Below are 20,066 nucleotides of genomic sequence, written 5' to 3'. Positions count from 1 at the left end.
TTAATTAAAAAGATTCCCGCCTTCGCGGGAAGGGATGATGATCAGCAAACTCAATCTCGAAGACATCTTATTCCTGGATATTGAAACGGTTCCAGAAACCCGTCATTTCTCAGATTTAGACAAAATCAAACAAGACCTTTGGGAACTCAAATCCAAATACCAAAGAGCAGATATTTCTGCGGAAGATTTTTATGAACGTGCAGGCATTTGGGCCGAGTTTGGAAAAATTATATGTATTTCAGTAGGATATTTTAAATTTCAAGGCGATATCAGGACATTTAGAGTAACCTCATTTTATGGTGATGAGACCAAAATTCTCAAGGATTTTAAACATTTAGTCATTTCTCATTTTAGTCAAGCCAAACATTTATTGTGCGCCCATAATGGGAAGGAATTTGATTTTCCATATATCGCAAGGCGTATGATCATTCACAATATCGAATTGCCCTATAAATTGAATCTCTTTGGTAAAAAACCATGGGAAGTTCCGCATTTGGATACCATGGATTTATGGAAATTTGGCGATTATAAAAACTATACCTCATTAAAATTATTGACCAACGTGCTCGGGATTCCCTCACCTAAGGATGATATAGATGGAAGTGAAGTACGAAGAGTATATTATGAGGATAATGATATTGACCGAATCGTTGTCTATTGCGAAAAAGATACGATTGCAGTGGCACAAATCTTCTTAAGATTGCGTGGAGATTCAATTTTGGATAACAGTGAGATTAAACATATTTGAATAGTCTCCCGTAAAAGTGGCTCATTCTCGCAGAACCGTATTCTAATAATAATCGTCAATTGATGCTGTAATTCCTCTTGAGCATTTGCTCAAATTTTAAGATGCTAAAAAACTTTTCGTAGCAAACATTTAAAAAAGAATTTAAAGAGGATGTAGCAAATTTCTCTCGCAAAATTGTGGGGAAATATTCTGTCATCTCTTAATACCATGATCTGCGTGAGATCCACAAAATAACTTTGGAGCCTAAGGGTGTGAAATTCCTCACAAAAAATTCATGCTTTGCCCCTGGGGCTTGGGTTAAAGCATGAATATCTTTTTTGTGAGCATTAAAATACCTTTAAGTAATTTTAATGTTTTTTGAAAGGTCTCAAATAATTTGCTTTCAGATAATGTAGGTTTTGGTAGATTTGGAGCGGTATTCATAAGTCAAAAATTATGGTAGATTTGGGGCTAATCATAAGTTAGGTTTATGGTAAATTCGGTTAATTGGTTTGTTTTAATTAGGTTTTGTAAATATGTAACTTTTTTTGAATAAATCAGTTTAAAATCATAATTATTCGATGAAATACATTTTTATTTAACATTTAACCATAGTTACTAAGAATAATCTTACAAGTATTAATGTCCGTAAACTGATGATTCTTATGGTTGATCAATACATCTTTAAACCACACTACCCAGAGCACCCAAAAATTCCTTTTTTTATAAAATCTCTACCTAACTACTTGATCAAATGTCAATTATGAAAATAAAAAAAACCACTAGTACACAAGTTCCAATAATGATTGAATTCGTGTAGTCGTGGCTGAAAATCCTAAATGTAGTCTATCTTCTATAAGACCATCTCGGGAATCTCTCCTTCTACAATCAATTTGCCTTCGGTAGCCTTTTTGATATCTTCAACGGATATTCCCGGAGCGCGTTCCAACAGTTTAAATCCATCTTCAGTAACCTCCAAAACAGCCAAATTGGTCACGATCTTTTTTACACATCCCACACCCGTAAGTGGTAAGCTACATTTTTTCAATAATTTGGATTCCCCTGCTTTATTGGTATGCATCATGGCGACAATGATGTTTTTGGCACTGGCAACCAAATCCATGGCACCTCCCATGCCTTTCACCATTTTACCCGGAATCTTCCAATTGGCAATATCACCTTCTTCAGACACCTCCATAGCGCCTAATATCGTCAAATCCACATGTTGTCCCCTAATCATTGAGAAGCTCAATGAGGAGTCAAAAAAGCTGGCTCCAGGCAAGGTAGTGATGGTTTGTTTACCTGCGTTGATGAGATCTGCATCTTCTTCTCCTTCATAAGGGAAAGGCCCCATGCCTAAAACGCCATTTTCACTTTGGAATTCAACTTCTATATTGTCTCTTACATAATTGGCAACCAAAGTTGGGATGCCTATGCCTAAGTTGACATAATACCCATCTTGAACTTCTTGCGCTATGCGCTTTGCAATTCCTATTTTGTCTAACATTTTTTTAAAGTTATTTCATTCCCGCGATCCCGATAACTATCGGGAGGGAATCATGAATTTATTGCAATATTTCTTCGTTTTTCAATTCAAAGCTATATTTTATGAATGATAAAATCTTAACAATTTTACTTATACCCTCTTTCTAACCGTTAATTGTTCAATTCGCTTTTCATATTTTTCACCTTGAAAAATACGTTGGACAAATATTCCCGGAATATGGATTTGATTGGGATCCAAACTTCCAACAGGAACCAATTCTTCAACCTCAGCAACTGTGATTTTAGCGGAGCCACACATGGAGGGATTAAAATTTCTGGCGGTCCCTTTAAATATTAAATTGCCAGCGGCATCTCCTTTCCACGCTTTGACGAATGCAAAATCTGCCTCAAATGCTTTTTCTAAAACATACATTTTTCCGTTAAACTCGCGGATTTCCTTTCCTTCTGCTACCTCGGTTCCATATCCGGCAGGGGTAAAAAAGGCGGGGAAGCCAGATTGCGCCGCTCTACATCGCTCCACAAGTGTGCCTTGTGGCACCAACTCCACTTCTAGTTCTCCGCTGAGCATTTGCCGTTCAAACTCGTCGTTTTCGCCCACATAAGAAGAAATCATTTTTTTAATCTGGCGCTTATGCAATAACAAACCCAAACCAAAATCATCCACCCCAGCATTATTGGAAATACAAGTGAGTCCCTTCACATTCATTTTCACGAGGTTATTAATGGCATTTTCAGGAATTCCACAAAGCCCGAAACCACCCACCATAAGGGTCATACCGTCTTTAACCCCTTGCATGGCTTCCGTAACGTTTGCTACTTTTTTATTAATCATGAGTCTTATTTTTGTAGTTTTAAAATTACGAAATTAAATAGTCAATCTAAAATGATTTGAGAGGGTTCAAGGTGTGACTATTCAAAATCATTTACCTTTAGGGAATTGTCATTGATTTAGTAAGCCTTGTCTATTCTGACACATACAAAAAAAACGGCAAGAAAGACTTACCGTTTTTTATTTTGTAATATGATGACATGAAGGTTTTAAAAATCCAGACGATCATCAATGCCGTCAGCATCAGATGACGTGTCATCAGCCTTCTTACTGCAATCTACATTTATGGAAAGATTTTCAGGACGTTCAAATTCGCCCGTGGACACATCAAGATTTTTATCGGCATAACATTTTTTCATATAAAGCCCCCAAATCGGCAAGGCCATCGAGGCCCCTTGTCCGTAGGCAAGACTTCTAAAACGGGTGGCACGTTCCTCGCCTCCAACCCAAACGCCTGTGACCAAGTTGGGTACCATCCCAATAAACCATCCGTCACTTTGGTTTTGGGTGGTTCCAGTCTTTCCGGCAATAGGGTTTGTAAACGCATAAGGATAGCCTGTCATGATTTCTTTGTACACAGGGTTCCATTTCTCAGCACCTACTGTTCTTAAACGAGCTCCTGAGCCAGATTGGGTGACTCCTTCCAGAAGGTTAGTGGTCACATAAGCCACCTCTTCACTCAGCACATCTTTTGTTTCTGGAGTAAATTGGTAGAGGACGGTGCCATTTTTATCTTCTATACGCATCACCATCACCGGCTTAGTATAGACGCCCTTATTGGCAAATGTGGCATAAGCGGCTACCATTTCATAAACACTCAAATCTGGTGTTCCCAATCCAATGGCAGGAACTGGGGGGATTTCGGATTCAATTCCCAAGTTTTTTGCCATATCAATTACAGGTTGTGGACCCACCTTATCCATAAGTCGTGCGGTTATGGTATTGATTGAGTTAGCCAAGGCGTTTTTTAAAGTTCTGAATCCACCATACTTTCTATCAGAGTTATCAGGGCTCCATGGCAACGGATTGCCATATTTGCCGGCTTCAATAGTTATTTTTGTATTTGGAAACGTGTCACAAGGCGACAAATGCAATTGGTCAATGGCCGTAGCATAAACAAAAGGCTTAAAGGTAGATCCAACTTGACGTTTTCCTTGTTTTACATGATCATATTGAAAATGTCTGTAATTAATACCGCCCACCCAAGCTTTTACGTGACCGGTTTGGGGTTCCATGGACATCATACCAGCATGTAGGAATGATTTATAATAACGCATGGAATCTGCGGGTTTCATAATCGTATCGATCTCGCCTTTCCATGAGAACACGGTCATTGGTGTGGGCACATCAAATGATGCCAAAATTTCCTTTTCACTCTTGCCGTTAGCTTTCATTTTTCGCCAACGCTCAGATTGACGCATACTTCTGTTGAGAAGACTTGAGATTTCATCTGGTTTTAAATCTAAAAATGGTGCCGTTTTGTTTCGATCAGGAGTATTTTGATGAAAAAATTCGGCTTGTAAACGAGCCATATGTTCGTGGACAGCATCCTCTGCATATTGCTGCATACGGGAATCAATGGTGGTATAGATTTTCAGTCCGTCATCATACAAACTATAACGTCCGGTACCATCGGGCTTTGGATTGTTTTTGATCCAATCTTTCATAAACTCAGTAAGATAAGCCCTGAAATAGGTGGCCAAACCTTCACGATGCGATTCTGGCGAATAACGCAAGCTTAGATCTAACTTGCTTAGCGAATCTTTTGCGGTTTCATCGATAAAACCGTACTTCTCCATTTGATAAAGCACCACATTTCTACGATTCTTGGTACCTACAGGATTCCAAGCTGGCCTTGGATTATAAAGTGATGAGTTTTTAAACATCCCAACCAACATGGCCGATTCCTTAATATCCAAATTCACAGGCTCTTTCCCAAAATAAATTCTGGCCGCACTACGAATCCCGGCAGCATTATTTCCAAAATCATAGATATTGAAGTACATGGCAATTATTTCCTCTTTGGTGTATTGGCGTTCCAAACGGATGGCAATGATCCATTCCTTAACTTTTTGGGTAATTCTACCCAAAATGTCCTTTGAGCCTTCGCCATGAAATAATTGTTTTGCCAATTGCTGGGAAATCGTACTGGCACCACCGCCCTTTCCTAAGGTAAATATAGCCCTTAACGTGCCTCTAGCATCAATTCCGGAATGCTCTCTATATCTCACATCTTCAGTAGCAATTAACGCCTCGACCAAATGCTGGGGCAAGTCTGAGTATTCTACTGGAGTACGGTTATCATTATGATATATTTTTGCAATTAATTCGCCATCTGAAGAAATAATTTCAGTAGCCAAATTGGTCGTCGGATTTTCCAATCGCGTATGATCTGGCATTTCACCAAAAACACCCCATGAAGCCAATAAAAAAACAAAAACAACTAATAATACGCCTCCTACAATGGTCAACCAAAACCATCTGATATATTTGGAAAAATCTTGGGTGTCAGCTTTCTTTTTTGCCATAATCTAAATTAATTTGTCGCAGGTTCAATTCTGAAGCCCACATCTGTAATACCTTCTAAGTTATCAACGCCGTTAACCTCGCCATTATTACGCATGGCGTGCTGAATGGTTATGGTATATTCTCCAACCTCATCAAATTTAACGGCTTCCCTAAACCATAATTTATTTTCCTTAATGTCTGTAAATCCTGATCCCATAAGTGTTCCGTCAGGTTTTGCCATTTGATATTCCAAAGTATCCTTAATGGTTTTTCCATGTGGAAAATTTATTTCAGTAATCAAAAATAAATTACTGAATTTATAGTCGTTGGTATTTCTGATGTTGATGAATAAGTTGTAAAGCCTTGTCGAATCTGGAGGTGTCACCTGAAAGGAAATTAGGCTATCCTTGTTCCATTGATTGGGCACCGATTTATATTGGTCAAAAATTTGATTGGAATCACAACTGTACACCAAAAGTACGGCCGTTAAAAGTATCCAAGAAAATTTATTTGGCATCGTTCGGATTGGATTTATTAGGGTTTGGTTTTCTGCGTTTCTTCTGACCGGTTTTTTGAGTCGATTTATTTTGCGGTTTTTTGGCTTCGCCACCCTGCTTTTGCACTTCTGCCCTTTTAGGTTTTCTTTTCGGATTTCTGCGTTTACTCTTATTGCGTCTTGGTGCATCAAAGCGAGTCAAACTATCTTGTCCAACTACATTTCCAAAATCAGACTTTACGTCTTCAATCAATTCGGAAGCGTATTCTTCTAAGCTTGCTACTTTTTCTCTTTTCTTATTTAAGGCAATAATTTCGTTGGCCTGTTCGGTGGTCAATTTGTGCCAATTCATCCATTCGCCCTCATAAGCATACCACATGAACCCTCTAAAAATATCAGTTTTTTGGCAAATTGCAGTCCCTTTTTCAGTATAAAGTTTGACATCCATTTTAGGAAAGTCTTTTAGTGCATCCATATAGGAGTCCAGCTCATAGTTGAGACAACATTTCAATTTACCACATTGGCCTGCTAATTTTAACGGATTCAAGGACAATTGCTGATAACGTGCCGCTGAGGTGCTCACTGATCTAAAATCAGTCAACCATGTAGAACAACATAATTCGCGTCCGCACGACCCAATACCACCAAGACGTGCAGCTTCTTGACGGAAGCCCACCTGTTTCATTTCAATTCGGGTACGGAATTCTTTGGCAAACAACTTTATTAACTCCCTAAAATCTACACGTTCCTCAGCAGTATAATAAAACGTGGCTTTACTGGCATCTCCCTGATATTCAATATCAGAGATTTTCATCTGCAAATTCAAATCAATGGCAAATTGACGCGCTTTGACTTTCATAGGCTCTTCCTTATCGCGTGCATCAGACCATACATCAATATCCCGTTGGGATGCTTTTCGGTAGATTTTCAAAACCTTTTCTTCGTCGTCAATTTTAATGTTTTTCCGTTTCATTTGGATCCTTACCAATTCTCCGGTAAGAGTGACCATACCAATATCATGGCCAGATTGGGCCTGGGTGGCAACAACATCACCTATGCTTAAACTTAAATTTTCCGTATTCCTAAAATATTCTTTACGTCCATTTTTAAAACGCACTTCAACACCAATAAAAGGCTCTTGGCCTTCCGGGAGAGACATGTTGGCCAACCAATCAAAAACAGTTAATTTATTGCAGCTATCTGTGCCACAGGTACCATTGTTCTTGCATCCTTTTGGTTGTCCACCTTTTCCGGTTGAGCAACTGTTACAACTCATGTTATGTATATATATAATTCGTTTGGTAACGAATGAGGATTAATAAATTATGACTTTGGACACCAAAAAATCTTATTTTTATGAAATTGCCAAGCCATCGTATTTTAAAACGTAAAGATAAGATTATTTATTTCAGTTATGTAATTGAAGATCATGTTACTGATTGAAAACCATTAAAAAATTATAACCGTCTTTATAGCAATAGATTACAGATTGTTTTATACATTTATAAAACAAATATTAAAAATTCAACAATTTTTTTGCTCACATTTTAACATGAACCCGATGCTCTTTAAGATAACCAATAAACACTATCATTATGAAAATTAACTTTACCCAACTGATTTTATTTAGTTTTCTATTATGCTCAAGTCAATCCTTTTCCCAAGAGGTTTCTTTAAACGCGGTAGGAGGCGAATATAATTTTAACGAAAATAGAACGCAATGTTTGACTGATGAACAACGCGAAGAAGTCCTCAACGATATTAAATCAAATATCTCGCTATTAAAATCCCAAAACAGATTGATTCATAATGAGGCACAAAAACGAGCGCCTACAACCCTATTTAGTTGGCCAGTAAAAATGAAGGATGGCGCACCATACAATGATGTTTGGGCCATTTCAAACTATGTTGATCATAATCCTGAATTTCCAAACCAACTTCTTGACTATAATTGTGGAGCGAAAACTTACGACACTAATGATGGTTATAACCACATGGGCGTCGATATCTATACCTGGCCATTTTCTTGGAAAATGATGGATAATGATGAGGCGGAGATTGTAGCGGCCGCTCCTGGACAAATTATTGCGATAGGCAGAACACAATTTGATAGAAGCTGTACCTTCAATAGCAACACATGGAATGCCGTATATGTACAACATGCCGACGGAAGTGTGGCGCTTTACGGTCATATGAAAAAAGATTCCCCAACATCGAAGAATATAGGAGATACCGTAGAACGCGGTGAATATCTTGGCATCGTGGGGAGTTCTGGCAATTCAACAGGGCCACACTTACATTTCGAAGTCTATTCAGAGGTTGAATTGAATGGCGTAGGACAGGATGTTTTGGTAGATCCATATGCCGGTAATTGTAATAATATGAATACAGACTCTTGGTGGCAGAATCAAAAACCGTATGTAAACACAAATATTAATGCGGTATTAACGCATTCGGCACCTCCGGTATTTCCCACCTGTCCAGATCAGGAAACGACAAATGAAAAAAACGCTTTTGCACCTGGTGAAAAAGTCCATCTCGCTGTTTATTTAAGAGATCAACTTGCAGGAACCACGATTGATCTCGAAGTTTTAAGACCAAATGGAACTATATATAATGATTGGGATTATAACTTGGTTGACAATTACTCGAGTTCGTATTGGTATTGGATCATCACTGCTCCATCATTGCCTGGTGAATGGACTTGGCGGGCAACCTATCAAGGCCAAATTGTAGACCATAAATTTACAGTGGGTACATTGAGTGTTGAAGACTCTAATTTTGATAACGTTTCCATATATCCTAATCCATTTAATGATGTGGTCAATATTCAATCCAATAGTCATATCAAAAAAGTGTCCTTGGTGGATATCCTCGGTAAAACAGTAATGACCAAAACAAATGATATAGAAAGCATCAAAGAAATCAATCTGGAATCTTTATCAAAAGGTTTATACTTTTTACGATTGGAAGGCGTCAACAACGAGCAAAAAACCATTAAGTTGATCAAAGAATAGCACAGTGATCCATTCGAGTACAGTCGAGAAGTAACCCACAATTTCGACTGTACCCAAACGGATATCGTTCTATAATCACAAGAATAGTGTGCCGGTCTTTTTATAAAACAAATGCAGACCAATTTAATTTTTTAAAAATACTATTCATGTTGCAATGACCCCTTGGCAAAACATCTCTTGTTCAACATAAGATATTGTATTCAACTTTTCGCAGGCGCAGGAGTAATTGTTTTGATTTAATTAAACCACGCCTGCACAGATGTAATCTTTCGTACTAGATAGGTGTTTGAATTTTATCAGCGATCACTTAAATTGAAAAGTGACCCATACCAATACTCAAATGCAGCTGGCACCACAACCAATCTGCTATAAAATCTTAGTTACTAACTTTCACGCTAATAATTTTAACAGGACAGGCCTTAGCGGCGTTTTCACAAGCTTCAAGAATAGTATGGTCGTTAGATTTTAAGGTGTAAAATCCTTTCTTCTCATGTGCGTGGAGCAATACTGTTTTTCCATCTTTTTTTGACATTTGAAATTGGTTCGGTGCCAATTCGACACAATAATTACACCCAATACATTTGTTGCGCTGTAAAGTGACAATGACCATTACACTTCTACTTTATTTTCAACAATTTTGTACAACTTATCAGAAGGCCTAATTCTAAATTCCAATGGAATAGTCACTAAGTCATTTTTTGTTCCTGATCCAACCCTTACTGTGTTGACCATCATTTCATCAACCTGCATTTCTTTGGCTCCTGTAGATGGTCCTGTGATTAAAATGGTGTCGCCTACATTAAGATCATAAGCTTCAATTTTAAATTCTCCAATTTTTGCCTTCGGATAATAATGTACGCCTTTTCCAATATATACTTTCTTCTGAGTGGCATGTGACCCTGAGCCCTTACTCCATTCCCCAAGTTTTTGGCCCAAATAATAACCACTCCAAAAACCACGATTGTAAACTTTTTCAAGTTCCCGCATCCAGCCAACAACTTTGTCTTTGCTATATGTTCCATCAGCAACGCTATCAATAGCATCACGATAAGCCTTGATAACATGAGCTACATATTCCGGAGCGCGTCCTCTTCCTTCAATTTTCAAGACTTTAATGCCTGACTGAATAATTTCATCTAAAAAGTCAATCGTACACAAATCTTTGGGAGACATGATGTATTCGTTATCCAATTCCATCTCAAAACCTGTTTCCTGATCGATAACGGTATACTTCTTTCGGCAATTTTGCTTACAGGCTCCTCTATTCGCTGAAGAATTGTACGCGTGTAAACTCATATAGCACTTCCCTGAAACGGCCATGCACAAGGCTCCATGTCCAAAGATTTCAATTTCGACAAGACGCCCAGATGGCCCTGTAATGTTCTCTTTTTCAATTTGATCTGTAATATACTTGACTTGTCTTAAACTCAGCTCACGACTTAAAACCATAGTATCAGCAAACATGGCATAAAACTTCACAGTTTCGATATTGGTCACATTTAACTGAGTGGAAATATGAACCTCCATCTCCATAGCGCGTGCTGCGGCAATAACAGCTTGGTCCATAGCTATAACAGCTGTAATGTTTGCCGCTTTGGCCTCTTTCAATAAAGTTTTAACAATGGATAAATCGTGATCGTAAATGATTGTATTTAAGGTCAAATAAGTCCGTACATTGACCGCTTTACACCGTCTCGCTATTTCCGGTAAGTCATCTACCGTGAAATTGACTGTGGCTCGTGCTCGCATATTAAGCTGTTCCACTCCAAAATATACGGAATCAGTGCCGTTATCCAATGCCGCTTGTAGAGATTCAAAATTCCCTGCAGGAGCCATTAATTCTATAGATTGTATCATTCTATTTTAGGATTTGGGAGATTCAAAATGTTCAAATATATTTCTCAAGTCCTTTTTATAATACAAATGGTCTGCGCGTCCCTTTTTAAAGATATCGTTACTATTCCCTTGACCTTTTCTGAGTTCCTTTTGCTCCTCATAAGGCAAATGATGAACTTCCATGCAGGTTGTCGAGCAACAATTATCCATTTTTTCTTTGCACGCCTCACATTGTATAAAGAGCAGATGACAGGCATCGTTGGCACAGTTGGTATGCAAATCGGCCGGGGCTCCACATTGGTGGCAATGTGCAATCACATCGTCAGAAATTCGTTCTGCCCGACGCTGATCAAACACAAAATTCTTTCCAATAAATTTATTTTCAAGACCTTTTTCATTGATCTGTCTCACATAATTGATGATGCCACCTTCCAATTGAAACACATTTTTAAAACCTTTATGTTTGTAGTAAGCGCTTGCTTTTTCGCATCGGATACCCCCAGTGCAATACATCACCAAATTCTTATCTTCCTTATGGTCTTTTAAATCTTCTTCAATAATATCCAAAGACTCCCTAAACGTATCCACATCTGGTGTAACGGCATTTTTAAAATGGCCTATTTCACTTTCATAATGGTTTCTCATATCCACCAAAATAGTGTTCTCGTCTTCAATAAGCTCATTGAATCGTTCAGCATTTACATGAACGCCAATGTCAGTCACATCAAAAGTGTCGTCATTCAGTCCGTCCGCTACAATCTTATCCCGTACCTTGATTTTCAGTTTTAAAAACGCAAAATTATCATGCTCAATGGCGATATTGAGTCGCACATTAGCTAAGAACGAAATACTGTCTAGATGAGCTTTAAAAGCTTCAAAGTTATCCGCCGGAACAGATAATTGGGCATTAATGCCTTCATGGGCCACATAGATGCGTCCCAGGACATCAAGCTCGTTCCAAGTTAAAAACAGATGATTTCTAAAAGTTTCTGGATTGCCAATTTTGGCATAGGCATAGAAAGAGAGGGTCAAGCGGTCTTTTCCAGCTTGCGCAATGAGTTCTGCTCTTTCTTTAGCGCTTAAGTTATTGTACAGTTGCATGCTATACTAATTTTTTAAGGTTAAAGTTGGGCAAAGATAGGGAAAAAAGAGTTTAGAGTTATGAGTGGATAGTGAGTAGTGGAAAATTATTAGACGAATCCAAAATTTACTATTCGATTTTAAAGATGACAAGTATTCCTTTTAAGACTTCTGCGAAAACCTTTGCAATCTGGGAGAAATTCATTGAATTCTCGTCTCTTTTCATTCCACATCAAAACAAAAAAGCACCAAAGATTCCATCTCAGGTGCTTTTCGAGGACTAACTCGTTATTACTATTTTTTTAAATTTCCATTTATAAAATAGCTCACGAGCTAACCTCCATCGGCTTTACAATTACCATTCAGACAGATAGCAATTGAAACGCCCAATGCGCTGTTAAAAATAATTTTCTTAAAAAACTTCATCTGTTACATTTTAAAGCTTATTAAAAGTCAGATCAAAGTTGTCACTCATATAAAGTGACCCATTTCATAGCAAGATTTTCCAATCCTATTAGGTAGATGCGCAAACTATAAAAAGGTTGCGTCCTAAAAATTCCTAAGATGAAAAAAAGTCGTATTTTAGCTTCAATAAAAATTAGAAAAAGAACGACAAATGAGTAGTGAAAAAGACGCAAAATTAAAAGCCCTAAAACTGACTTTAGACAAGTTGGATAAAGCCTATGGCAAAGGGACAGTTATGAAAATGAGTGATCAGGCCGTGGTGGATGTTGAGGCTATCTCCTCAGGCTCACTAGGATTGGACATTGCATTGGGTGTGGGTGGTTATCCGCGCGGAAGGGTTATTGAAATATACGGACCAGAATCTTCAGGTAAAACAACCCTGACCTTGCATGCCATCGCCGAAGCTCAAAAGGCTGGTGGGATTGCAGCATTTATTGATGCTGAACATGCTTTTGACAGAACTTATGCCGAAAAATTGGGTGTAGACTTAGAAAACCTGATCATTTCCCAACCTGATAATGGAGAACAGGCATTAGAAATTACCGACAACCTAATCCGTTCAGGTGCCATTGATATTGTGGTGATAGATTCTGTTGCAGCATTGACGCCAAAAAGTGAAATTGAAGGCGAAATGGGCGACTCAAAAATGGGTCTACATGCACGATTGATGTCACAAGCCTTAAGAAAACTGACAGGTTCAATCAGTAAAACCAATTGTACAGTAATCTTCATTAACCAATTACGTGAAAAAATTGGAGTAATGTTTGGTAATCCTGAAACCACAACAGGTGGTAACGCCTTGAAATTCTATGCTTCTGTAAGATTGGATATCAGGCGCTCTACCCAAATTAAGGAAACAGACGGCAGTGTTGCAGGTAACAAAACGCGTGTTAAAGTGGTGAAAAATAAAGTGGCGCCACCATTTAAGATGGCTGAGTTTGATATTATGTATGGTGAAGGAATTTCTAAGGTGGGCGAGATTTTGGATATTGCCGTTGAAAATGAAATCATAAAGAAAAGTGGATCTTGGTTCAGTTATGGAGATACAAAGCTTGGTCAAGGTAGAGATGCCGTAAAAACTTTAATAAAAGACAATCCAGAACTCATGGATGAATTGGAAGCTAAGGTAAGGGTCATCGCCAAAGCAGCCACTTCTAGTGATGATTAAACCGAAGTGGTTGACTTGTTTTATTATTTAAATAAAAAATCCCTCGATAAAGGGATTTTTTTTATATCATGACGCAACCTTTAAGATTAATGCGCATCTATATAATGAAAAAGAAAATATATCCTAAATCAAAAATTTTATGAAAAAGTTAGTTTTATTATGTGTTGCAATATTGTCATTAACATCTTGTAGTATTGATGATTCCAATGATTTCTATAACGAAATACTCCCGATAGAAAGCGTTGTAATTCCAGAAGAATTTGTTCTTGGCGAAATTTACCCTATTACAGTAAAATATATCCGACCTGCCGGATGTTATGTCTTTTTTGATTTTTACTACACTCGCGAATTGAATCAACGCACCGTTGCGGTTGTCAATTCGGTGTATCCAAATCAAAATTGTGGTCTTGCCGAAGAAGCAGAAGTGGAAGCGACCTTCAATTTTAAGGTAACCAATAATGGGACCTATATCTTTAAATTTTGGCAAGGGAAGGATGATAGCGGAACAGATTTATATTATATTGTAGAAGTGCCTGTAGTAGAACCTGAAGCATAAATGAAACACTAATCTTAGAACTGTGAGTTTAGAACAACTCATTATCAATTGTAAAAAAAACGATGCTAAAGCTCAAAGCCAGATATACAAGCTCTTTTCGGGTAAAATATTTTCGCTTTGCCTTAAGTATTCCAAAAATTATGCAGAGGCACAAGATAATCTGCAGGACTCTTTTGTGACCATTTTTAAAAAGATTGATCAGTTTAGCCATAAAGGTTCTTTGGAAGGTTGGATGAAACGTATCACCATCAACACGGCGCTTCAGCGCTACAGAAGTGTAGGTGTTTTTGATATTGTCAATGAGGATCAGATAGAAGATGTCGCCGTTGAAATTGATGACGATGAAATAAGTCTTGATTTTCTTTTAGGCATCATACAGGAATTGCCCGACAGGTATAGACTGGTGTTTAACCTTTACGTCCTAGATGACTATTCACATCAGGAAATAGCCGATATGCTGGGTATTTCAACGGGAACTTCAAAATCAAACCTCTCAAGAGCGCGAATGATTTTAAAAGAGAAAATAGAACAATATAAAGTGCGAACCAACTCGCAAAGTTTATAAATGAATGATAAAAAACATATAGACCGCCTTTTTCAGGAGAAATTCAAAAATTTTGAAGCCACTCCTGATGATGCTGTATGGGAAAATATCCACAAGGCATTACATGAAGACAAGCGCAAACGTCGCGTGATTCCTTTATGGTGGTTTGCAGCTGGTGTTGCAGCCGTGTTGGTACTGATGTTAACCGTTGGCAATGTTTTTAATAGTGGTGAAGGATTTAACAATCCTGAAAACAAAGTAGTCGGTACAGACAACACGGGTGGTTCGGATGAATCTACCAGAACAATAGGTGTTGATGACACTAAAAATAATGCGAGTCAAAGTGATCCTTCCACTACGATAGCAAATACTGAGCAATCTGAAGGTGGCAATTTCGAAAATGACCTTCAGAAAAAGAAATTAAACGATCGCGATAAAACCGCTAATCAAATAGCTAACGAGAACTCTGGAAGAAGTACTACAAATTCTTCCAATTTTCAAGATGAAGTAACTGTCACTAAAAATAATAAGTCGCCTGTTTCAAACATCAAAGAAGAAACTGTCGCAAAAAACACCCCAAATCTACCTGATCTTAATCAAAACACTACAGAACTATATAATGAAAAGAACAAGGCTATCTTAAAAACTGAGAAAGATCAATCCCTGATTGCTAAGGTTACTGATCAAAACTTAGCAAAGGACACTGAAGCGATAAAAGAAAACAAAGATATCATCGCTTTAAACAATAAAGAAGAAAGTATTGAAGAGGCTATTGCCAAAGCCAATTCGACAAATGAAGAAGAAAAAAAAGAGCAACCAAACAGGTGGAACATTACCCCAAATGTGGCACCTGTTTATTTTAACAGTTTAGGTAAAGGCTCTACTATTTCCAGTCAATTTGTAAATAATAGCAAAAGCGGCGAAGTCAATATGAGTTATGGCATTAATGGCAGTTATGCTATCAATGATAAAATCAAAATTAGAGCCGGGGTTAACAAGGTGGCTTTGGGCTATAGTACCGATGGGGTCATAGCCTTTAGTGACATCAACAGTTTTAATGGAAACTATGGCAATAAGGAAATACAGAATATCGATTTTGCGAGTCAACGAAAAGCAGATGCATATATGAGTACTTCAAACATCAATTCAAACTCGGCACCACAGTTTATGGTCTCCAACGTTAACGGTGCATTGGAACAGCAGTTTGGTTATATTGAAGTCCCTTTAGAAGTAGAATACAGCATTATCAATAGCAAATTTGGACTGAACGTCATTGGAGGATTTAGTACACTTTTCCTTAATGACAATGAAGTTTATACTGTTTTAAATAATGAAAGATCGCTCTTGGGCGAAGCAAATAATATCAATAGCACGAGTTATAGTGCCAATTTCGGACTTGGATTTAACTATAACATATCACATACACTTAAGCTAAATCTTGAGCCGATGTTCAAGTATCAAATAAACACATTTACCAATACCTCTGGCGATTTTAGGCCTTATTTTATTGGAGTTTATACAGGATTTAGCTTTAAGTTTTAGATTTTTTAGTTGGTTAGGTAGTTATTGCAGAAGTGCAATAATGATGAAAAAGCTGCTCTGTGCCAAGAGCGGCTTTTTTAATTTTTATGAGCTTCTAACAATTGTTGAAGTATGATAGACCTTGCTTTATTATTCAACGCTTTTGCATCCTTTGACGTGAGACCTTCGGTACTCAAAAATTTGTGGATTTTAACGCGCATCTTCCCTGGACCACCACTAAAAAACACATACGAGAAGCGTTCTTTATTATCGATAAAAGTCATGGGTACAATCGGGATTTGATGGTTGATGGCCAATCTGAACGCCCCATCCTTGAACTCATCCAAAACCGTAGAGGTATCATCAGGCACACCGCCTTCAGGAAAGATGCAGATACTCAAACCTTGTTTCAGCCGCTTTTGAGCCCTTAAAAAAACGGCTCGTCTGCTTTTTTCAGAACCCCTATCTACCAAAATACAGGTGCGCTTATAGAAAAATCCAAAAATGGGGATTTTGGCCAATTCTGCCTTCCCTACAAATACAAAGGGATTCTTGGCACTGATCAACATCAACATGATGTCTGCCATTGAGGTGTGATTGGCAATAAACATATAACTTTTATAAGGGTCTATGGGTTCTTCTCTTTTAATGACCCATCTAAAACCCATACCTGCTAAGATGATTTTCGCCCAGAGCTGGGCCAATCGAAAAAAATACGGGTACCATGATTCCCTTAAGATAGAGAGCACTAAAAAAGGAAACAATAACAGAATTGGCAAGGTTACTAAAATGTAAAACCAAATACGGTAGAGGATCCAAAAAGGGTATTTCAACAATTTCATCGGCTCAAAACTAATTAATTTAATTGAGCTATTGCTTGAAAAAAATTACCTTTGCAACTCGTTGAACAATTAAAAAGATCCCTGCCTGCGCAGGGAATGTTATGGCAAGAATACTCACAGGCATACAAAGTACCGGCACACCACATTTAGGAAATATTTTAGGAGCGATCATGCCGGCAATCGACATGGCGAATGATACTAAAAATAATTCATTTCTATTTATTGCAGATATGCATTCCTTGACACAAATAAAGGACGCTGATACCCTACGCAATAATACCCACAGTGTTGCGGCAACTTGGTTGGCATTTGGTTTGGATATTGACAAAGTAGTCTTTTACCGTCAAAGTGATGTTCCTCAAACCACAGAACTCTCATGGTATTTAAGCTGCTTCTTTCCGTACCAACGCCTGACCCTGGCGCATAGTTTTAAGGATAAAGCTGACCGTCTTGAGGACGTGAATGCAGGTTTATTTACCTATCCTATGCTAATGGCTGCCGATATTTTATTGTATGATGCCGAAATTATTCCGGTAGGAAAAGACCAATTGCAGCATATTGAAATGACCCGTGATGTGGCGTCCCGCTTTCATGCTAAATTGGGCGAAACATTTGTGATGCCTGAAGGCAGAATTCAAGAAAACACCATGCTTGTTCCCGGAACTGATGGTACCAAAATGAGCAAAAGCAACAGCAATTTTATCAATATATTTTTACCTGAAAAACAGTTGCGGAAGCAAATTATGTCCATTGAAACGGATAGCACACCATTAGAAGACCCAAAAGATTGGAGCACCTGCAATTGTTTTGCAATTTATAGTTTATTGGCTTCTGACGAGGAAACTCAGACCATGAAGCAAAATTATGAGCAAGGTAATTATGGTTACGGGCATGCCAAACAGGCTTTATATGAATTGATTCTTACAAAATTTGAAACCCCACGTGAACGCTATCATTATTATATGACCCATTTAGAAGAGATAGATAAAGCGCTTGCGGTTGGTGCTGAAAAGGCCAAAATTGTCGCTGATGAGGTCTTGGCACGGGTTCGCAAAAAGTTGGGTTATTAGTTACTGAGACCTGTCAGGTTTTAAAAACCTGACAGGTCTAAATTGTTATGTTTTAAACATCAGGATTATCTTTAAAAATGAATTCAAAGTAGATACAAGTTGGAGATAGGCTTTGAAATTACTAAGATACCTGCCTGTGCAGGAATTTAAACTTCTCCTCCTTTCAAAGGAGGAGTGGCTTCTGCTTCAGAAAGGAAGCAGAAGTCGAGGTGGTTGTGCCCTCGTCAAAAATTATTCAGTCTTGCCAAAACCATCACTGAAGAACCTAAAATCAATCTGATCTCATCTTGACAAGCTCAACGGAAATCACAGGAATTAATTTAACCCTTCCGTCTTTGAGCTCTCTATGGAGCTCAAATCCACCTTCCCTTGAGAGGGAAGGAATTTAAAAAACAGTCGTCATATTCTGAGAAATAAAAAATCTAAAATTCTCCTCCTTTTAAAGGAGGATTGGGTTTAGAAATGGCGATTGTTTGAGTTGTAACTGATATGACTGAGACCTCTCAGGTTTTAAAAACCTGAGAGGTCTGTATTAGACTATCACCGATAAACCTAAAAGGTTTCCTATCCTGATTTTGAGCATCTTAATATTCATGATGTTATTATAACAAGAGATTCCTGCCTTCGCAGTTATAAAGCCCAGTCCCTGCGAAGGCAGGGACCTCATAATCCAGAAGACTATCTACATTAAAAATGAATTTAAAGTAGATACAAGTTGTAGATAGGCCTTGAAATTACTAAGATACCTGCCTGCGCAGGAATTTGTCAAATAACCTCAAACAATTTCCCAGGAAGCGGTCTGATGACCCCTTTTAGCTCCATATTCAACAGCACACTTGCCACTTTAAAAATAGGCATCTGACATTCTAAGGCAATAATATCCAATAGTTGTGGCTCGATAGGCTGTAGAAAATTATAGATGACTTTTTCATCCTCTTCCAATTCAACGAACAACTGTTTTTGAATGGCCGGTTTTTTGTCGTGTTCCAATTCCCAGTTTAAAATATAAGGCACGTCCATCGGGTTTGACAATAAGTGTGCTTTATTATATTTTATCAAATTATTGCATCCTGTGCTTTGGGAATCTGTTGTTCTCCCAGGAACGGCAAAAACATCCCGATTATAAGAATTGGCAATATCAGCAGTGACCAAACTCCCACCTCTTTCAGCAGATTCAATTACAATAGTCGCTTCACTAATTCCCGCAATAACACGATTTCGTTTTAAAAAGTTTTCTCGTTCGGGATTGGAGCTACTCCAGAACTCAGTCAAGAAACCACCGTTTTTTTCAATTTCAGCCACATACTTTTTATGCACTTTTGGATAGACTTGATTTAATCCATGAGCCAAGCAGCCTACTGTTTGCAAACTGTGCTTCAAGGCCGCCTTTTGGGCCGTGATATCCGTTCCGTAGGCAAATCCGGAAATAATTACCGGATTGAAAACCGCCAACTGTTCGATTAATTGCTCACAAAACGCTACCCCTGAAGAGGTAATCTTACGCGTTCCCACAATACTGATGAGTCGCTGTTTTTTTAGATCTACGTTACCAGATTGAAATAATAAGATTGGCCCATCAATACAATGCTTTAATTTTTCAGGGTAATTGTTATCCATAAAATACAAACAGGAAATAGCATTCTCCCTAATAAATTTCAATTCCTCTTCTGCAGCAAGCAAATGGTTTTTGTTATTAACATCTTGCAACATACTGTTACCAATTCCATCAATTTTGAGAAGAAGATTTCTCTTTTCCTTCAACACTGCTTCCGCAGATCCACAATGAGCAATCAGCTTTTTTGCAGTAATGTCGCCAATTTTTGGTACATTTTGCAGCGCAAGAATATAAATTAAGTCCTGATCTGACATCTATAAGATTGATTTAGAGGATAAACTGTCTA

General features: G+C 38.0%; 17 protein-coding genes. 7 read left to right on the top strand and 10 right to left on the bottom strand.

Translation table 11 applies throughout. The annotated features are described in order from the left end of the window. The first annotated feature begins 37 nt into the window (after window positions 1–37). Window positions 38–748, top strand: a complete 711-nt coding sequence (locus G6N06_RS06230) for a 3'-5' exonuclease (RefSeq protein ID WP_163515282.1) — start codon at window positions 38–40, stop codon at window positions 746–748. Between the two features lie 832 nt (window positions 749–1,580). Here the strand turns inward: G6N06_RS06230 and G6N06_RS06225 are convergent. The 5 genes from G6N06_RS06225 to G6N06_RS06205 form a co-directional block, all read right to left on the bottom strand. Next, window positions 1,581–2,234: a 3-oxoacid CoA-transferase subunit B gene (locus G6N06_RS06225; protein WP_163515202.1), complete on the bottom strand. Its 654-nt coding sequence runs from the start codon at window positions 2,232–2,234 to the stop codon at window positions 1,581–1,583. A gap of 129 nt (window positions 2,235–2,363) precedes the next feature. After that, window positions 2,364–3,065 (bottom strand): CoA transferase subunit A, encoded by a 702-nt coding sequence (locus G6N06_RS06220; protein ID WP_163515201.1) that lies wholly within the window; start codon window positions 3,063–3,065, stop codon window positions 2,364–2,366. A gap of 206 nt (window positions 3,066–3,271) precedes the next feature. Continuing rightward, window positions 3,272–5,590 (bottom strand): penicillin-binding protein 1A, encoded by a 2,319-nt coding sequence (locus G6N06_RS06215; protein ID WP_163515200.1) that lies wholly within the window; start codon window positions 5,588–5,590, stop codon window positions 3,272–3,274. 8 nt (window positions 5,591–5,598) lie between these two features. Further along, a complete protein-coding gene (locus G6N06_RS06210) occupies window positions 5,599–6,087 on the bottom strand; it encodes a gliding motility lipoprotein GldH (protein ID WP_163515199.1) in 489 nt (162 codons plus the stop codon). Then, on the bottom strand, window positions 6,077–7,342 hold the full coding sequence (locus G6N06_RS06205; RefSeq protein ID WP_163515198.1) for a PSP1 domain-containing protein: 1,266 nt from the start codon (window positions 7,340–7,342) through the stop codon (window positions 6,077–6,079). The genes G6N06_RS06210 and G6N06_RS06205 overlap by 11 nt, the downstream gene beginning before the upstream one ends. A gap of 319 nt (window positions 7,343–7,661) precedes the next feature. Here G6N06_RS06205 and G6N06_RS06200 point away from each other — a divergent pair, with 319 nt between their 5' ends. Then, window positions 7,662–9,083: a T9SS type A sorting domain-containing protein gene (locus G6N06_RS06200; RefSeq protein ID WP_163515197.1), complete on the top strand. Its 1,422-nt coding sequence runs from the start codon at window positions 7,662–7,664 to the stop codon at window positions 9,081–9,083. Between the two features lie 376 nt (window positions 9,084–9,459). Here G6N06_RS06200 and G6N06_RS06195 read toward each other — a convergent pair whose 3' ends face one another. From G6N06_RS06195 to trhO, 3 genes are read right to left on the bottom strand one after another with little or no spacing between them, the layout of a single operon-like run. After that, entirely contained in the window at window positions 9,460–9,693 is a 234-nt protein-coding gene (locus G6N06_RS06195) for a ferredoxin (RefSeq protein WP_163515196.1), read from the bottom strand. Beyond that, complete coding sequence (locus G6N06_RS06190) at window positions 9,693–10,940, bottom strand: peptidase U32 family protein (protein ID WP_163515195.1); 1,248 nt, start codon at window positions 10,938–10,940, stop codon at window positions 9,693–9,695. The genes G6N06_RS06195 and G6N06_RS06190 overlap by 1 nt, the downstream gene beginning before the upstream one ends. A 6-nt stretch (window positions 10,941–10,946) precedes the next feature. Then, complete coding sequence (trhO, locus tag G6N06_RS06185; protein ID WP_163515194.1) at window positions 10,947–12,020, bottom strand: oxygen-dependent tRNA uridine(34) hydroxylase TrhO; 1,074 nt, start codon at window positions 12,018–12,020, stop codon at window positions 10,947–10,949. Between the two features lie 595 nt (window positions 12,021–12,615). On the opposite strand from trhO, the gene recA reads away from it, so the two are divergent. The 4 genes from recA (at window position 12,616) to G6N06_RS06165 (ending at window position 16,274) form a co-directional block, all read left to right on the top strand. Then, the gene (gene recA / locus G6N06_RS06180; RefSeq protein ID WP_163515193.1) at window positions 12,616–13,632 is read left to right on the top strand and encodes a recombinase RecA; all 1,017 of its coding nucleotides are present in this window, start codon (window positions 12,616–12,618) and stop codon (window positions 13,630–13,632) included. A 139-nt stretch (window positions 13,633–13,771) separates the two neighbouring features. Further along, window positions 13,772–14,188, top strand: a complete 417-nt coding sequence (locus G6N06_RS06175) for a hypothetical protein (protein WP_163515192.1) — start codon at window positions 13,772–13,774, stop codon at window positions 14,186–14,188. 22 nt (window positions 14,189–14,210) lie between these two features. Continuing rightward, the gene (locus G6N06_RS06170) at window positions 14,211–14,753 is read left to right on the top strand and encodes an RNA polymerase sigma factor (protein ID WP_163515191.1); all 543 of its coding nucleotides are present in this window, start codon (window positions 14,211–14,213) and stop codon (window positions 14,751–14,753) included. Beyond that, window positions 14,754–16,274, top strand: a complete 1,521-nt coding sequence (locus tag G6N06_RS06165; protein ID WP_163515190.1) for a hypothetical protein — start codon at window positions 14,754–14,756, stop codon at window positions 16,272–16,274. A gap of 77 nt (window positions 16,275–16,351) precedes the next feature. On the opposite strand, the gene G6N06_RS06160 is transcribed toward G6N06_RS06165, so the two are convergent. Then, the gene (locus G6N06_RS06160) at window positions 16,352–17,095 is read right to left on the bottom strand and encodes a lysophospholipid acyltransferase family protein (RefSeq protein WP_163515189.1); all 744 of its coding nucleotides are present in this window, start codon (window positions 17,093–17,095) and stop codon (window positions 16,352–16,354) included. 101 nt (window positions 17,096–17,196) lie between these two features. On the opposite strand from G6N06_RS06160, the gene trpS reads away from it, so the two are divergent. Continuing rightward, entirely contained in the window at window positions 17,197–18,165 is a 969-nt protein-coding gene (gene trpS / locus G6N06_RS06155) for a tryptophan--tRNA ligase (protein ID WP_163515188.1), read from the top strand. Window positions 18,166–18,930: 765 nt separating this feature from the next. On the opposite strand, the gene dprA is transcribed toward trpS, so the two are convergent. Continuing rightward, on the bottom strand, window positions 18,931–20,034 hold the full coding sequence (gene dprA, locus G6N06_RS06150; protein ID WP_163515187.1) for a DNA-processing protein DprA: 1,104 nt from the start codon (window positions 20,032–20,034) through the stop codon (window positions 18,931–18,933). Window positions 20,035–20,066: the final 32 nt, after the last annotated feature.

The organism is Gelidibacter japonicus, from assembly GCF_010725055.1.
Classification (GTDB): domain Bacteria; phylum Bacteroidota; class Bacteroidia; order Flavobacteriales; family Flavobacteriaceae; genus Gelidibacter; species Gelidibacter japonicus.
Note: the sequence above shows the minus strand (reverse complement) of the source record. Positions and strands in the feature narration are given on the sequence as shown.

Excerpts from the sequence above, each read along its gene's own strand:
- G6N06_RS06230 (WP_163515282.1), top strand. The coding sequence starts at position 38 with ATGATCAGCAAACTCAATCTCGAAGACATCTTATTCCTGGATATTGAA.
- G6N06_RS06225 (WP_163515202.1), bottom strand. The coding sequence starts at position 2,234 with ATGTTAGACAAAATAGGAATTGCAAAGCGCATAGCGCAAGAAGTTCAA.
- G6N06_RS06220 (WP_163515201.1), bottom strand. The coding sequence starts at position 3,065 with ATGATTAATAAAAAAGTAGCAAACGTTACGGAAGCCATGCAAGGGGTT.
- G6N06_RS06215 (WP_163515200.1), bottom strand. The coding sequence starts at position 5,590 with ATGGCAAAAAAGAAAGCTGACACCCAAGATTTTTCCAAATATATCAGA.
- G6N06_RS06210 (WP_163515199.1), bottom strand. The coding sequence starts at position 6,087 with ATGCCAAATAAATTTTCTTGGATACTTTTAACGGCCGTACTTTTGGTG.
- G6N06_RS06205 (WP_163515198.1), bottom strand. The coding sequence starts at position 7,342 with ATGAGTTGTAACAGTTGCTCAACCGGAAAAGGTGGACAACCAAAAGGA.
- G6N06_RS06200 (WP_163515197.1), top strand. The coding sequence starts at position 7,662 with ATGAAAATTAACTTTACCCAACTGATTTTATTTAGTTTTCTATTATGC.
- G6N06_RS06195 (WP_163515196.1), bottom strand. The coding sequence starts at position 9,693 with ATGGTCATTGTCACTTTACAGCGCAACAAATGTATTGGGTGTAATTAT.
- G6N06_RS06190 (WP_163515195.1), bottom strand. The coding sequence starts at position 10,940 with ATGATACAATCTATAGAATTAATGGCTCCTGCAGGGAATTTTGAATCT.
- trhO (WP_163515194.1), bottom strand. The coding sequence starts at position 12,020 with ATGCAACTGTACAATAACTTAAGCGCTAAAGAAAGAGCAGAACTCATT.
- recA (WP_163515193.1), top strand. The coding sequence starts at position 12,616 with ATGAGTAGTGAAAAAGACGCAAAATTAAAAGCCCTAAAACTGACTTTA.
- G6N06_RS06175 (WP_163515192.1), top strand. The coding sequence starts at position 13,772 with ATGAAAAAGTTAGTTTTATTATGTGTTGCAATATTGTCATTAACATCT.
- G6N06_RS06165 (WP_163515190.1), top strand. The coding sequence starts at position 14,754 with ATGAATGATAAAAAACATATAGACCGCCTTTTTCAGGAGAAATTCAAA.
- G6N06_RS06160 (WP_163515189.1), bottom strand. The coding sequence starts at position 17,095 with ATGAAATTGTTGAAATACCCTTTTTGGATCCTCTACCGTATTTGGTTT.
- trpS (WP_163515188.1), top strand. The coding sequence starts at position 17,197 with ATGGCAAGAATACTCACAGGCATACAAAGTACCGGCACACCACATTTA.
- dprA (WP_163515187.1), bottom strand. The coding sequence starts at position 20,034 with ATGTCAGATCAGGACTTAATTTATATTCTTGCGCTGCAAAATGTACCA.